General features: G+C 30.3%; 14 protein-coding genes, 1 pseudogene and 1 riboswitch. Of the genes and pseudogenes, 6 read left to right on the top strand and 9 right to left on the bottom strand.

What is annotated here, in order from left to right; all coding sequences use genetic code 11:
* Positions 1-85: 85 nt before the first annotated feature.
* Both FBF21_RS02410 and FBF21_RS02415 read left to right on the top strand, forming a co-directional pair.
* Positions 86-2,158 (top strand): annotated as a pseudogene (locus FBF21_RS02410) (TonB-dependent receptor).
* An 82-nt stretch (positions 2,159-2,240) separates the two neighbouring features.
* Positions 2,241-2,837, top strand: a complete 597-nt coding sequence (locus tag FBF21_RS02415; protein WP_002859887.1) for an NUDIX domain-containing protein — start codon at positions 2,241-2,243, stop codon at positions 2,835-2,837.
* Between the two features lie 31 nt (positions 2,838-2,868).
* Here the strand turns inward: FBF21_RS02415 and FBF21_RS02420 are convergent, their stop codons facing one another.
* The 3 genes from FBF21_RS02420 to rpmB all read right to left on the bottom strand — a co-directional run bounded on the left by FBF21_RS02420 (position 2,869) and on the right by rpmB (position 4,570).
* A complete protein-coding gene (locus FBF21_RS02420) occupies positions 2,869-3,966 on the bottom strand; it encodes a methyl-accepting chemotaxis protein (protein ID WP_002869521.1) in 1,098 nt (365 codons plus the stop codon).
* 9 nt (positions 3,967-3,975) lie between these two features.
* Positions 3,976-4,191, bottom strand: coding sequence for a YdcH family protein (locus FBF21_RS02425; RefSeq protein WP_002855201.1), 216 nt, complete (start codon positions 4,189-4,191; stop codon positions 3,976-3,978).
* 184 nt (positions 4,192-4,375) lie between these two features.
* On the bottom strand, positions 4,376-4,570 hold the full coding sequence (gene rpmB, locus FBF21_RS02430) for a 50S ribosomal protein L28 (protein ID WP_002854974.1): 195 nt from the start codon (positions 4,568-4,570) through the stop codon (positions 4,376-4,378).
* 139 nt (positions 4,571-4,709) lie between these two features.
* On the opposite strand from rpmB, the gene rpe reads away from it, so the two are divergent.
* The 3 genes from rpe (at position 4,710) to thiC (ending at position 7,591) form a co-directional block, all read left to right on the top strand.
* Positions 4,710-5,357, top strand: a complete 648-nt coding sequence (gene rpe, locus FBF21_RS02435; protein WP_002859889.1) for a ribulose-phosphate 3-epimerase — start codon at positions 4,710-4,712, stop codon at positions 5,355-5,357.
* A complete protein-coding gene (locus tag FBF21_RS02440) occupies positions 5,354-6,124 on the top strand; it encodes a 3'-5' exonuclease (protein ID WP_002869522.1) in 771 nt (256 codons plus the stop codon). Before rpe ends, FBF21_RS02440 begins: the two co-directional genes overlap by 4 nt.
* 13 nt (positions 6,125-6,137) lie before the next feature.
* Positions 6,138-6,242: riboswitch (TPP riboswitch) on the top strand.
* Positions 6,243-6,298: 56 nt separating this feature from the next.
* The gene (thiC, locus tag FBF21_RS02445; RefSeq protein WP_002867618.1) at positions 6,299-7,591 is read left to right on the top strand and encodes a phosphomethylpyrimidine synthase ThiC; all 1,293 of its coding nucleotides are present in this window, start codon (positions 6,299-6,301) and stop codon (positions 7,589-7,591) included.
* Here the strand turns inward: thiC and FBF21_RS02450 are convergent.
* Genes FBF21_RS02450 through FBF21_RS02475 form a run of 6 tightly spaced genes read right to left on the bottom strand, consistent with a single transcriptional unit; the run spans position 7,583 to position 11,729 of the window.
* Positions 7,583-8,101 carry a hypothetical protein gene (locus tag FBF21_RS02450; RefSeq protein ID WP_002868197.1) on the bottom strand — a complete coding sequence of 173 codons (519 nt, stop codon included), beginning with the start codon at positions 8,099-8,101 and terminating at the stop codon, positions 7,583-7,585. The genes thiC and FBF21_RS02450 overlap by 9 nt on opposite strands.
* Entirely contained in the window at positions 8,091-8,618 is a 528-nt protein-coding gene (locus FBF21_RS02455) for a hypothetical protein (RefSeq protein WP_002858498.1), read from the bottom strand. The genes FBF21_RS02450 and FBF21_RS02455 overlap by 11 nt, the downstream gene beginning before the upstream one ends.
* The gene (locus FBF21_RS02460) at positions 8,615-9,574 is read right to left on the bottom strand and encodes a hypothetical protein (protein ID WP_002869523.1); all 960 of its coding nucleotides are present in this window, start codon (positions 9,572-9,574) and stop codon (positions 8,615-8,617) included. The genes FBF21_RS02455 and FBF21_RS02460 overlap by 4 nt, the downstream gene beginning before the upstream one ends.
* Position 9,575: 1 nt before the next feature.
* Positions 9,576-10,205 carry a lysophospholipid acyltransferase family protein gene (locus FBF21_RS02465; RefSeq protein ID WP_032596753.1) on the bottom strand — a complete coding sequence of 210 codons (630 nt, stop codon included), beginning with the start codon at positions 10,203-10,205 and terminating at the stop codon, positions 9,576-9,578.
* On the bottom strand, positions 10,189-11,490 hold the full coding sequence (gene miaB / locus FBF21_RS02470; RefSeq protein ID WP_002869524.1) for a tRNA (N6-isopentenyl adenosine(37)-C2)-methylthiotransferase MiaB: 1,302 nt from the start codon (positions 11,488-11,490) through the stop codon (positions 10,189-10,191). The genes FBF21_RS02465 and miaB overlap by 17 nt, the downstream gene beginning before the upstream one ends.
* Positions 11,487-11,729 (bottom strand): HP0268 family nuclease, encoded by a 243-nt coding sequence (locus tag FBF21_RS02475; RefSeq protein WP_002851103.1) that lies wholly within the window; start codon positions 11,727-11,729, stop codon positions 11,487-11,489. The genes miaB and FBF21_RS02475 overlap by 4 nt, the downstream gene beginning before the upstream one ends.
* A gap of 126 nt (positions 11,730-11,855) precedes the next feature.
* Here FBF21_RS02475 and nusA point away from each other — a divergent pair, with 126 nt between their 5' ends.
* Positions 11,856-12,944 (top strand): transcription termination factor NusA, encoded by a 1,089-nt coding sequence (nusA, locus tag FBF21_RS02480; RefSeq protein ID WP_002859895.1) that lies wholly within the window; start codon positions 11,856-11,858, stop codon positions 12,942-12,944.
* Positions 12,945-12,957 lie beyond the last annotated feature (13 nt).

The raw sequence follows: 12,957 nt of genomic DNA on the forward strand, positions 1-12,957 counted from the left end.
AAAATTAAGTTAATTAAAAGTATTCTTTTTTTATACTTCAAAAATGATTTTAAATATCAAAATAATTATTTTTAAAGGAATTAATTTGACTCAAATCAAAAATATAAAATTTAAAAAAAGTTTACTGTGTTTTTTAATTTTATCTGGAGCTTTGTTAAAAGCAGAAGAAAAATATCAACTTAATGATGTTGTGGTTAGTGCTAGTGGTTTTGAACAAGATTTGGTTGATGCGCCTGCTAGTATTTCTATCATTACAAAAGAAGAGCTTGAAAAAAGCCAATTAAGGATATAGGAGAGGCTATAGGAGATATTCCAGGTGTAGATGTGACTATGAATAAAACAGGCACTTATGATTTTAGCATACGAGGTTTTGGTAGTTCTTATACTCTAGTTTTAATTGATGGAAAACGTCAAAGTGTTGCAAATGGGTTTTATGATAATGGTTTTAGTGGCAGTGAGTCAGGATATCTGCCACCTTTGTCTATGATAGAGCGTATTGAGGTTATACGTGGTCCAGCTTCTACACTTTATGGCAGTGATGCTGTAGGCGGTGTGATAAATATTATCACTAAGAAAAATCCTGATAAAATCGAAGCAAATATAGAATTTAATACTCTTTTACAACAGCACTCTAATCACTATGGCAATGCGGGCGGTTTTAATGCTTATGTAGCAACCCCTTTGATTGAAGATACATTATCAATTTCTGCAAGGTTGAAGTATTATGATAAGGCAGCTTCTGATTTAAAATGGCCTACACCGGTTTGGAATAATAACAATCAAAGACCTGATAATTATCAAATTGCTAGTCATAGCCCAGGTGCTTTTACTAGCTTGGGTTTTGGTTCTAGGCTTAATTGGACAGTAGATGATAAAAATAATATATATTTTGATATAGAACGATATATTAATGAAATTTCAGTGAATTCTACAAGTAGTAGGGCTATTAAAAGTGAAAGACAACTTTTTAAGGATAATATTGTTTTAAATCATGATGGTAACTATGATTTTGGTTCAACTAACTCATATTTACAATATGGTAGCACTAAGGATAAGGAGCTGCATAGCCAAATTTGGGTAGGAGAAGGTAAGGTTGTTTTACCTTGGAATTTAGGTCAATACGGTAATTTAGTAAATACCTTTGGTGCAAGGATTGATTATGAGATATTAAAAAATGATCAAGCAAGCGCAGGTAGTCAAATAAGAGGTAAAAATCTTGATCAAACCACGGTTGCGCTTTATGGGGAAAATGAGTATTTTATAACCGATGATTTGATTTTTACTACAGGTTTGCGTTATATTTATAGCGATTTGTTTGATTCTAAATTTACGCCTAGGGTTTATTTGGTTTATCACTTAAATGATAATATAGCCTTGAAAGGAGGTGTTTCAAAAGGCTATAAAACTCCTGCTGCCAAGCAGTTGACAAATGGATATTATAATTATGCCAATAATAATGCTTATTTTGGAAACCCTGACTTAAAACCAGAAGAAAGTATAAATTATGAATTGGGTGTTGATTTTATGGTATTTGATTTTGCGCATTATTCTACTACAGGATTTATTACTGATTTTACAAATCAAATCAGTAGTGAAGATTTAACAGGTATGCAAAATAATGATATTAATTGTAGCAATGGCATTGTTTGTAAGCGTCCTATTAATCTTGGAAAAACGCAGACTAAAGGTATAGAATTTGCATTAATACCAAAACTTACAATGGTTTTAGCCTAAATTCAAGTTATACTTTTATGGATAATCGCTACAAAGATGGTCAAAAAATTGGTTTGGTGGTGATAGAATAGAAAATTTACCAAGACATATAGCAATGTTAAAATTAAACTATGAGCGAGGTAAATTTAGTTCCTATATAAAAACACGAGCAAGACTTGATACTATAGCTAAAGCAAAAGGTGGCGGTAATGGTAGTCTGCCATGGCAAAAATATAAGCCTTTTTATATAGTAGATTTAGGGATAAATTATAAAATCAATAAGCAATCTAGCTTAAGTTTTGCAGTGTAAAATCTTTTTGATAAAAATTTCTTTGATCCGCAAGTTACAAGATGGGATGGGGCTAATCCTGCTGGATATGCAAATCGCTATCAAGACTATACAGAAGGAAGAAGTTTTTGGTTAAGTTATAAATATGATTTTTAATTTTTTAAGGCTTTAATCACCTTTATGTTTTCAAAAAAGCAAAAATAAAGTACAATGTGAAAAATAAATAAAAGGTTTTATTATGGCGTTTAAAAATTTAAAAGAACTTTCTTTTGAAAAATCAAATTATATTAAGCCTAAGAGATTTGCTTATGAAAGTAATGGTAGGCTTTGCACTTGGGATTTTATAGAATCTAAAGATAGTGTTTCAGTGCTTTTGTATCATAAAGAATTAGAAAGTTTTATTTTTGTACGCCAATTTCGTATACCACTTTGGTATCATCAAATGCATGATAAAGATTATGTAAAAGATGATGATATGGGCTATACTATAGAGCTTTGTTCTGGGCTTGTGGATAAAAAATTATCTTTAGAGGAAATAGCAAAAGAAGAATGTATAGAAGAACTAGGATATGCTCCTAAAAATTTAGAAAAAATAGGAGATTTTTATACAGGATTTGGTTCAGGTGTAAGCAAGCAAAGCTTTTATTTCGCAGAAGTTGATGAAAAAGATAAAATTTCTTCTGGAGGTGGAGTTGATGATGAAGAGATTGAAGCTGTTTATGTTAAGGTGCAGGATTTTGAAAAAAAATGTAAAAATATGATAAGAACGCCTTTGCTTGATTTTGCTTATATGTGGTTTTTAAAGGAAAAGTGGGGAAAATTAAAGATTATTTAGGTTAAACCTTAAAAAGGTTCAACCTGGGATTTTAATGATCTGACTCATCAAGCATTTCTTTAAATACATTGAAAAGATCAAGTGATGCATTTTCAGCAACTTCGCATTTATTAATTATGCTGTGTTGAGTAATATCTTTGCTAATATCTTCTGTATTTGCTATTGTTATAGCATTATTCATATTTTCATGAACTTTTTCATGTGGCTCGTTAATTTTTAAGAAGCTTTTATTTTGCCCAAATCTTTCTTTTCCTGTGCTAGCAAGCCATTTTCCTAAGCGACAAGATGTATGATCGGCTAATTGCTTTCCTGATTTGGAAAAAATTTCTTTATAACCATTTAATTTAAAAGCTATATGATCTAGTTTTGCTAAAGATACGAAAGCTTCTGAAGCGATACCAACTGCATTTGAATTAGTAGAATGCGCTTCATTTACCAAGTGAGTAAATTTTTCAGAAAAACTCATAATATGAGCATTAGAATCTATAGAAATTTTTTCAACTTGCTCACTTTGAGTATACATTTCATTTGCATTTTGCTTTAGAAGGTTGATATTCATTTCAACTTCTGTGGTTGCTTTTTGTGTTTTTTCAGCTAGTTTTCTTACTTCATCGGCAACAACAGCAAAACCACGCCCATGTTCACCTGCGCGTGCAGCTTCTATGGCAGCGTTAAGAGCTAAAAGATTGGTTTGATCGGAAACATCTTTAATTAGATTAATTACATTAGTAATTTCATCTACACTTCTATGCAATGTTCCTGCAACATCTCTTGTTTTATTGGCTGATTCTGTAATATTTCTCAAAGAGGCATTGATAGAATTAGCAATATGGTTAAGTTCATCCATTTCAGCAAGAGAAGTTTTAGAATAGCTAGAGATAACTTCTGCCTTATTTACATTTTCTAACATATCGCCTTGAATAATAGTAATATTTTTTAAAACCCCAGTTAATAAAACATTTAAAAGATCTGTTTTAAGTTTAGACTCTAAAGCCGCTTGTTCTAATGATGTAATTTTATTTTTTAATTCTAAATTTTCCGATTGAAATTTTTCAATTTTATGTGTAAGATTTTTATTTTCTTCTTCAAGTTTTTGAAGATCAGAATGGTTTATTTTACTTCCAAACATTGTTTTGCCTTATTTTTTATAATTTGCTAGATATTGGCTAAGTTCATCTTTTACATGAAGCTTTTCTTTTTTTAAAGTTGAAATTTCCATGCTGCTAAGAGAAGTTCTACCTTCTTCTGCATCTTTAATCATGTCATCAAGTTCATTATGACGATCAAATAGTTTATCAAAATGAGCATCTTTACCTTTTAGCTCTGACATTAATTCTCTATATTCATGTAGCATAAACTCTCCTTGTATTAGTGAAATTTAAAATTCATTTAACAAGGTATTTTACACTATTAAAAGATATTTTTGGCTTAAAAAATAATAAAATTAATAATAATTTTTAAATGTGTGTTATATAAGTGATTTATTAAAGTTTATTTTTAAATTGGAAATTTTAAAATTGAGGAATAAATCCTCAAAATTATTTAGAATTTTGTTTTTTTAGAGTTCTCAGAGTAGAAGCTGCGATTCTCATTTTTCTCGTGGTGCCATCTTCTAAAGTTACACGAACTGTTCTGAGATTAGGTAAAAAGCGTCTTTTTGTTTTATTGTTAGCATGGCTGACATTATTACCCACCATTGGACCCTTGCCTGTGATTTGACATACTCTTGCCATTTTCTTGTCCTTATGAAAATTTTTAAATGAAGATTCTATCAAAATTAAGCTTAAAATATTCCATAATTTATAGTTTTTTTAATATATAAGTCGATAAAATATTATTTATCACATTTATATATAGTTTAAGGTTTTGATCATGTATGTAGCTCCAAGTTTATTGTCTGCAAATTTTTTGAAATTAGAAGAAGAAGTTAAAGCTATTGAAGCTGCAGGTGCAGATCTTTTACATATTGATGTAATGGATGGACACTTTGTTCCAAATTTGACTTTCGGACCTTGCGTGATCGAAAAAATTTCAACTATTAGTAAGTTGCCATTAGATGTGCATTTGATGGTTAAAGATGTAAGTAAATTTATAGATCTTTTTATCCCTTTGAAACCAAAATTCATTTCTTTTCATATGGAAAGCGAAGTTCATCCTATAAGGCTTTGTGAATATATAAGAAGTCAAGGAATCCATCCTGCTATTGTTTTAAATCCACACACTCCTATTGATTCTATTAAACACATGCTAGAATTTGTAGATATGGTGCTTTTAATGAGTGTTAATCCTGGATTTGGTGGACAAAAATTTTTACCTTTGGTACATGAAAAAATCAAAGAATTACGCCAAATGATTGATAAAAAAAATGCTAAAGTTTTTATAGAGGTTGATGGTGGTGTTAATGGTTTAAATGCTAGCGATTTAGAGGAATCCGGAGCTGATATTTTGGTGGCTGGAAGTTATATTTTTTCTTCTAATGATTATAAAACTGCAATTTCATCTTTAAAGCTTGAATTTTGAGTTTACAGCAAATTGATCAGATTATTTCTATATTAAACAAGCAAAGCAAGCCTTATGATTGGGTGATGCAAGAGTTTGCCAAAGTTGAAGAATTAAAAAATTTTGATTTAGATTTGGAAACTTTTGAGCTTTTGGGTTTGGGCTTAACTTTGAATAAAGATAATATTTTTATCCTTAAAACACGCACAACAAAAATTAAAGATGAAATTTTTTGTATAGTAGATATAGAAAGTACTGGCGGTGTAAGTAAGGGGGAAATTTTAGAAATTGGAGCAGTAAAAATTCAAAATTCTAAAGAAATTGGACGCTTTCAAAGTTTTGTTAAAGTAAAAGAAATTCCAGAAAATATAACCGAACTTACGGGTATTACTTATGAGATGGTGGAAAATGCTCCAAGTTTAACAAAGGTTTTAAGTGATTTTAGGCTTTTTTTAAAAGACAGTATTTTTGTAGCACATAATGTGCGTTTTGATTATAGTTTTATTTCTAAGGCTTTAAATGAGTGTGGTTTTGGCATTTTACTTAATCGTCGTATTTGTACTATAGAATTTGCACAATGTTGTATAGAAAGTCCAAAATATAAACTAGAGGTTTTGAAAGAATTTCTGGGCGTGGAAAATACGCATCATAGGGCTTTAGATGATGCTTTGGCAGCTGCTGAAATTTTGAAATATTGCCTTGGAAAACTTCCCTATCATATAAAAACTACAGAAGAACTTATAAATTTTACAAAGACTGCCACGCATAAAGCAAAAATAAATATTTAAAGTGTATAATTAAAACATAAATGACGGGAGCTTGTGTAACAGGCTGAGAGTAAGCTAAAAGCTTAGACCGAACCGGATCTGGATAATGCCAGCGTCGGGAAGATTTATAAATTTCAATACTTTAAAAATTTATACTCACCCTTCATTTATCCAAATTTTTTAAAGGATAAATTTATGAAAACTCAAATGAATTATGCGAAAGAAGGTATTTTTACTAAAGAAATGCAGATTGTTGCACAAAAAGAAAATTTAAGTAAAGATTTTTTGCTTGAAAATATTGCTTGCGGTAAAATTATTATCCCTGCAAATATTAATCATAAAAGTCTTGATCCAAATGGTATAGGTTTTGGACTGCGTACTAAGGTTAATGTAAATTTAGGAGTTTCAAATGATTGCGTTGATTATAGCGAGGAAATGAAAAAAGTAGAGCTTGCTCATAAATTTGACATAGAAGCGATTATGGACTTAAGCAATTATGGCAAAACAAGTCGTTTTAGAGACGAGCTTGTTAATGTTTCAAAAGCTATGATAGGAACAGTTCCTGTATATGATGCGGTAGGATTTTTAGAAAAAGATTTAAAACAAATTGGTGCTAAAGACTTTTTAGATGTTGTATATCATCATGCTAAAAGTGGGGTTGATTTTATGACAATTCATGCAGGTATTAATTCTCGCGCAGCGCATATTTTTAAACAAAGTAAAAGACTTACAAATATAGTTTCAAGAGGAGGCTCTGTGCTTTATGCTTGGATGATGATGAAAGATGCTGAGAATCCTTTTTTTGAGTATTATGATGATTTGCTTGACATTTGTTTAAAATACGATGTAACTTTATCTTTGGGCGATGCTTTGCGTCCTGGCTCTACTCACGATGCAAGTGATGGGGCGCAAATTTCAGAGCTTATAGAATTGTCACTCCTTACTCAAAGAGCTTGGGATGTTGGGGTTCAAGTAATGATAGAAGGTCCAGGGCATATGGCTATTAATGAAATAGAGGCAAATATGCAATTAGAAAAGCGTTTATGCAAAGGAGCGCCTTTTTATGTCTTAGGACCTTTGGTAACAGATATTGGCGCAGGGTATGATCATATTAGTGGTGCTATTGGAGGAGCTGTGGCTGCAGCTAGCGGTGCTGATATGCTGTGTTATGTAACACCTGCTGAACACTTAAGACTTCCAAATTTAGAAGATGTTAGAGAGGGTATAGTTGCGACTAAAATTGCAGCTCATGCGGGAGATATAGCTAAACTTCCAAAAGAAAGAGCAAGAGATGATGAGATGAGTAAGGCTAGACAAGAGATAGATTGGGAGAAAATGTTTAAACTTGCTATTGATGGAGAAAAGGCTAAAAAAATGTTTAATGAGCGTCGCCCTGATGATTTAAACTCATGTTCCATGTGTGGAAAAATGTGTGCAATGAATACTATGAATCAAATTTTAAAAGGCGAAGATGTGAGTTTAGCTTGAATAAACTTTGAGAGTAAGATCTATAGAGATGCCTTGCTCTCCTGCTTTAAGATTAAGTGGATAATCAAGCTTGATTAAGTTATTATAGTTTTTTAGAGCATCAATAAAATCATAAAGTCTTCTAGGATTGTTCATTGTCGCTTTAATGGCTAAGCGGTTTTTTAGATATTTTTCTTGTTTTTCGGGCTTAGTTTCTTGAATTTTTACATTTTGAAAATATTTTTGTAAAAAAATATCAAAATTTCCTATATTAAAATTTTGCTCAAATTGCTCTAAACTTTTGTTGTTTTCGCTTCTTAGAGTTGATATTTTATCTTCACTAAAGTCAAATTTTGATTTAGCGGCTTTTAAGATAGCAAGTTGTGAATTTTCTCTAAGATTTGCTTGTTTGTAATTTTTTAATGTCGGTAAAAGTAAAAATAAGATCAAGGCTGTGCAAACGCTTATAAAACTTAACGCGCAAATGATAAGCTTTAATAAATCAATTTCTTCTAGACTTTTATCTTTCATCTGCAACTCCTGGAATTTGTTTACTAATACTAACAAAACGATACCACCCATTATCTAAGCGATAATAGGTTGTATAGCTTTGATCAAAGATGCTTTTTAAAGGGGTTTCTAAAAGTAGAGTAAACATTTCTCTTGTAGGAGTGACTCCGATAAGTTTTAAGGAATATTCGTCTTGTTCAACACTTTCAAGAGTAATATTATCAGTTTTTACAATAATATCAAATAGATTTCTTAAGCTTTCTTTAACAATTTGATTTTGAGTGTTAAAATTTTTCGCTATTTGGCTTTGATCAAATAAAATTTCATAAAGCATTTCATTTTGCTTAGTTTGATTTTGAAGCACTATAACTTGTTGTTTTTCATCATCGATAGAGCTATTGATTAATGCAATTTTTATTGTATATGTAAAATATACTAGCAAGATAAATAATATACTAAAACCAAAAAGTCCTAGCCAAATTTTATCAAAGAGTGTGAAAATAGGTTTTTTTCTTGGCTGTATGAAGCTATAAGTCATTTAAGCTCCTTTTGCATCAATTCTATCATAAGATCTAAGGTGTTGATTTGTTTCGTTTTTATCTCTAAAAAAGTTTCACTTTCTAAAAAATCAATAGCACTTATGTTAATATCTGATTCACTATATAATAAAATACCATTGATAAATACCCCAGCATATTTATCATCATTATAAAATTTTTCAATGCTCGTAATAATATAACGGCATAGTTCCATATCATTGCTAAATTGATTTAATTCATCAAGATTAAAATTATCATTATTATTCAAAGTTTCAAGATTATTTTCTTGATCAAGTAGATCAAATTTATTATTTAAGGCTTCATTGAAGTTATCTAGGGTAACTTCAGTATCATTGTTGTTGTTTTCAATTTCTTGATTATCTTCTGATGGAAGTTCAAGCTCTAAACCTAATTCTTGCTCAAATATTTTAAAATCACCGTATAAAATAGTATTGCCTTTAGCAACAATAATTGCCAAAAGATGTCCTTGCTTAAATCCATAAAGTAAAATTTGATCATCAGGCTGTTTTTCTTTTTGTATATTGTAGTAAAGAAGAGCAAAAGGGGAATATAAAAAATCTAAACCTCTATATTCTTCAAAAAGCTCGCTATAATATTCCACATGTTCGGTAGCCGTATAAACAAGGGCATTATTAAACAAAATATGCTGTAAGCTGATTTTTCCTATATTAAAGTGCTCACAATCTTGAATATTTGTACTAGGTATTAATCCTTGTTCTTTGGCATCTAAAAATAAAGCAGTGTGGTAAAATAAGAAATGCTTGCTTAAATTTTTTATGTATTCTAGTAAATTTTCGCTTTTATCAAAAGTTTTTTCATTGCTACTGATTAGTTTATTTCCTCTATAAATAGAAGCTTTTACAATATTTTTTTTATCTTCTAAAATAATACTAATAAAAAGTTGTGGAAATATTTTTTTAAGTAAAAATAACATTTCATTCCTTAAATTGATCAGCTAAGCTAATTTTATCAAATTGTTTTATTAGAAATTCTTTAGCTTTTTCTTTATCTAAAGATAAAATATCCAAAGGTTCACTTAGACTATAAGTAATCTTACTAAAAGGTTTTGGCAAGATCATCTTATCCCAACTTTTAAATTTCCAAAAACGATTTGCTTCATAGTTTAAAATTCTTATCTTTAGTTCTTTTTTTTGAGCCAAAATGATAGAACCATCTGAAATACTATGATAAGGCCCTCGTGGACCATCGGGCGTGATAACTATATCGTCATTTTGTTCTAAAACTTTAAATGCAGCTCTAAGTGCACTGCTAGCACCCCTTGAAGTGCTTCCTCTTACAGTATCAAGACCGAAAAGCTTGATGATTTTTGCAATTTGTTCTCCATCTTTATGGTGGGAGATCATGACATAGGCTTTTTTATTTTTTTGTCTATAATGTCTAAACGCAAAAGGCATGAGTGCTAATTTTCCATGCCAAAAAAGTATCACACCAGCTTTACGGTCAACTTTTTCACCTTTATAGTGCTTTTTACAGCTTAAAAAAATAAGCCATTGCAAGATGAAAATTATATATGTTAAGCAATGGATTTTAAACGATTTCCCCATATAAAACCATACGCTTTGCATTAGTTATTTTTACTTCTTTAAATTGCCCTAAAAGTTCTTCGCTACCTTCAACTTGAACTAAAAAATTATTATCTGTTCTTCCAGCAATGCTATTGCCTGCTCTTAATTCTTCAAATAAAACTTTAAAAGTTTTATTTTCTTGTTTTTTTACAATTTCATCTAAAATTTCACTATGACGATTTTGTAAGGTGCTAAGTCTTCTTGAAGCTGTTTCTTCATCGATTTGATTAGGCATGGTTGCGGCTTTTGTTAAAGGGCGTTTGGAGTATTTAAAAGAAAAAATTTGTTCAAAACGCACTTTTTCCAAAATATCCATAGTTTCTTCAAAATCTTTTTCACTTTCCCCTGGAAAAGCTACAATAATGTCTGTAGAAATGCTAACATTTGGACAAAGTTCTCTAAGTTTTAAAGCTCTATTTAAATACCATTCTTTAGTATAGCCACGCTTCATAGCTTTTAAAATTTCACTTGAGCCGCTTTGTAAAGGCATGTGCATGGATTTGCAAACTTTTGGATTATTGGCAAAAACTTCTAAAAATTTATCATCCATGTGCAAAGGATGTGGACTTGTAAAGCGAATGCGTTCCAAACCTTCTATAGTGCTAAGTTCTTCTAAAAGATCTGAAAAGTCCATTTTTTTATGTTCGTTTCTAAATCTTTTGCCATAGTTATTGACATTTTGTCCTAGCAAGAAAATCTCTTTAGCGCCTTTTTCAATAGCTTTTTGAGCTTCTTTGTAGATGATGTTAAAAGGTATGGAAATTTCATCTCCTCTAGTATGTGGCACTATACAATAAGTGCAGTGTTTGTCACAACCTATGGAGATATTAATATAGGATTTATAAATACTATTTCTAAAATCTGCAAAAGCAAATTCACTTTCATCATAGTCTATGTCCACGCCCATAAATTTTGGAGTTTTTATAGCTTGAGTGATTTTGGAAATATTTCTTGCTCCTAGAACAAAATCCACATAAGGAGCACGTTTGAAAATTTCATTTCCTAAATGTGATGCAGTACATCCACAAACTCCTATTTTAGCACCTTCTTTTTTAACTTTTTCAAAACCACCTACTTCTGAGAAAAGTTTATGCACAGGTTTTTCACGCACTGAACAGGTATTGATAAGAATAAGATCTGCTTCTTTGATATCTTCTGTTAGTGCGTAATTTTCTTTTTGTGTTAATTCTGCGATCATATGCTCAGAATCTCTGACATTCATCGCACAACCTAAAGTTTGGATAAAAAGTTTTTTAGCACTCAAAGAATATGTACCTCATACATAAAATCATTATCATCAAGTCCGTATTTTACGGTTCTATGATAAATGCTTACTCCTTTTTTTTCAAAATGATTTACAAGGGCAATGAGTTGTTTGTGTGTATTATCTTTATCAAAATAAAAAAACTTTTGTCCTTCTTTTTCTATAGCCTCTTCGATTTTTTCTAGGCTAATATTTTTAGGTTTTTCATTAATCAAAGTTCTTGCCAATTTTAATTCCATAGCTAAATCCTTAAGAATTTTCATTTTAATCTATAATTTTAGCAAATTTTACTTTTAATTAAACTTATTAAGGATATAATTTTTATCTACATTTTTAAATTTCCCACAAAAAAGGTTTTATAAAATATGGAAAAGATAGCAGATATTATCGAATCTATTGCTAATGAAAAAAATTTAAACTTAGAGAATGTAAGAGAAAAGGTAGCTACCGCTTTAATCAATACTGCAAAAAGAATTTATGGACAAGAATATGAGTTTTTTGTGGATCCTAAAAATTTAAATCTTTATCAAAAAATTACCATAGTAGCAGATAATGACGAGAGATTGCAAAATAAAAGTGAGAGTTTTATCGCGTTAAGTAAGGCAAAATCAGAAGCTCCAGATGTTGAAATAGGAGATGAATTAACCTATGAATGTTCTTTGGAAAATTTAGGAAGAACTGCGGTAAATACCTTGCATAAAGAACTTGAATATCATATACAAAAATTATTAGAACAAACTATTTTTGAAAAATATAAAAACAAAGTAGGGCAAATGGTTTTTGGTACAGTTGTTAGAGTGGATAATGAAGAAAATACTTTTATTGAAATAGATGAATTAAGAGCTTTTTTACCGAGAAAAAATCGCATTAAAGGGGAAAAATTTAAAATAGGTGATGTGGTAAAAGCTGTGATACGCCGTGTTTATACAGATAAAGGTATTAAAATCGAGCTTAGTCGTACAAGTCCTAAATTTTTAGAATGTTTACTTGAAGCTGAGGTTCCAGAAATCAAAGATGGTTATGTCAATATTATAGGATGTGCTAGAATTCCAGGTGAAAGAGCAAAAATCATTCTTCAGGCCAATGGAGCAAATATCGATCCTGTAGGTGCTACAGTAGGTGTTAAAGGTGTAAGAATTAATGCAGTAAGCAAAGAGCTTCATAATGAAAATATTGATTGTATAGAATTTACAAATGAGAGTGAAATTTTAATTTCTCGTGCCTTGGCTCCCGCTATTGTAAATTCTGTAAAAATTGAAGATAAAAAAGCTATTGTAAGTTTAAATAGCGAACAAAAAAGCAAAGCCATAGGAAAAAATGGTATTAATATTCGCCTTGCTTCTATGTTAAGTGGTTATGAAATAGAGCTCAATGAATTAAGCTCATCGCAGCTAAATAATGCCATCAGCAATGAAGAAGCAATGAAAAATCTTCAAGATTTGTTTAAAATTTAAAATATTTGTGAAT

The organism is Campylobacter sp. CFSAN093238, assembly GCF_012898015.1.
Classification (GTDB): domain Bacteria; phylum Campylobacterota; class Campylobacteria; order Campylobacterales; family Campylobacteraceae; genus Campylobacter_D; species Campylobacter_D jejuni.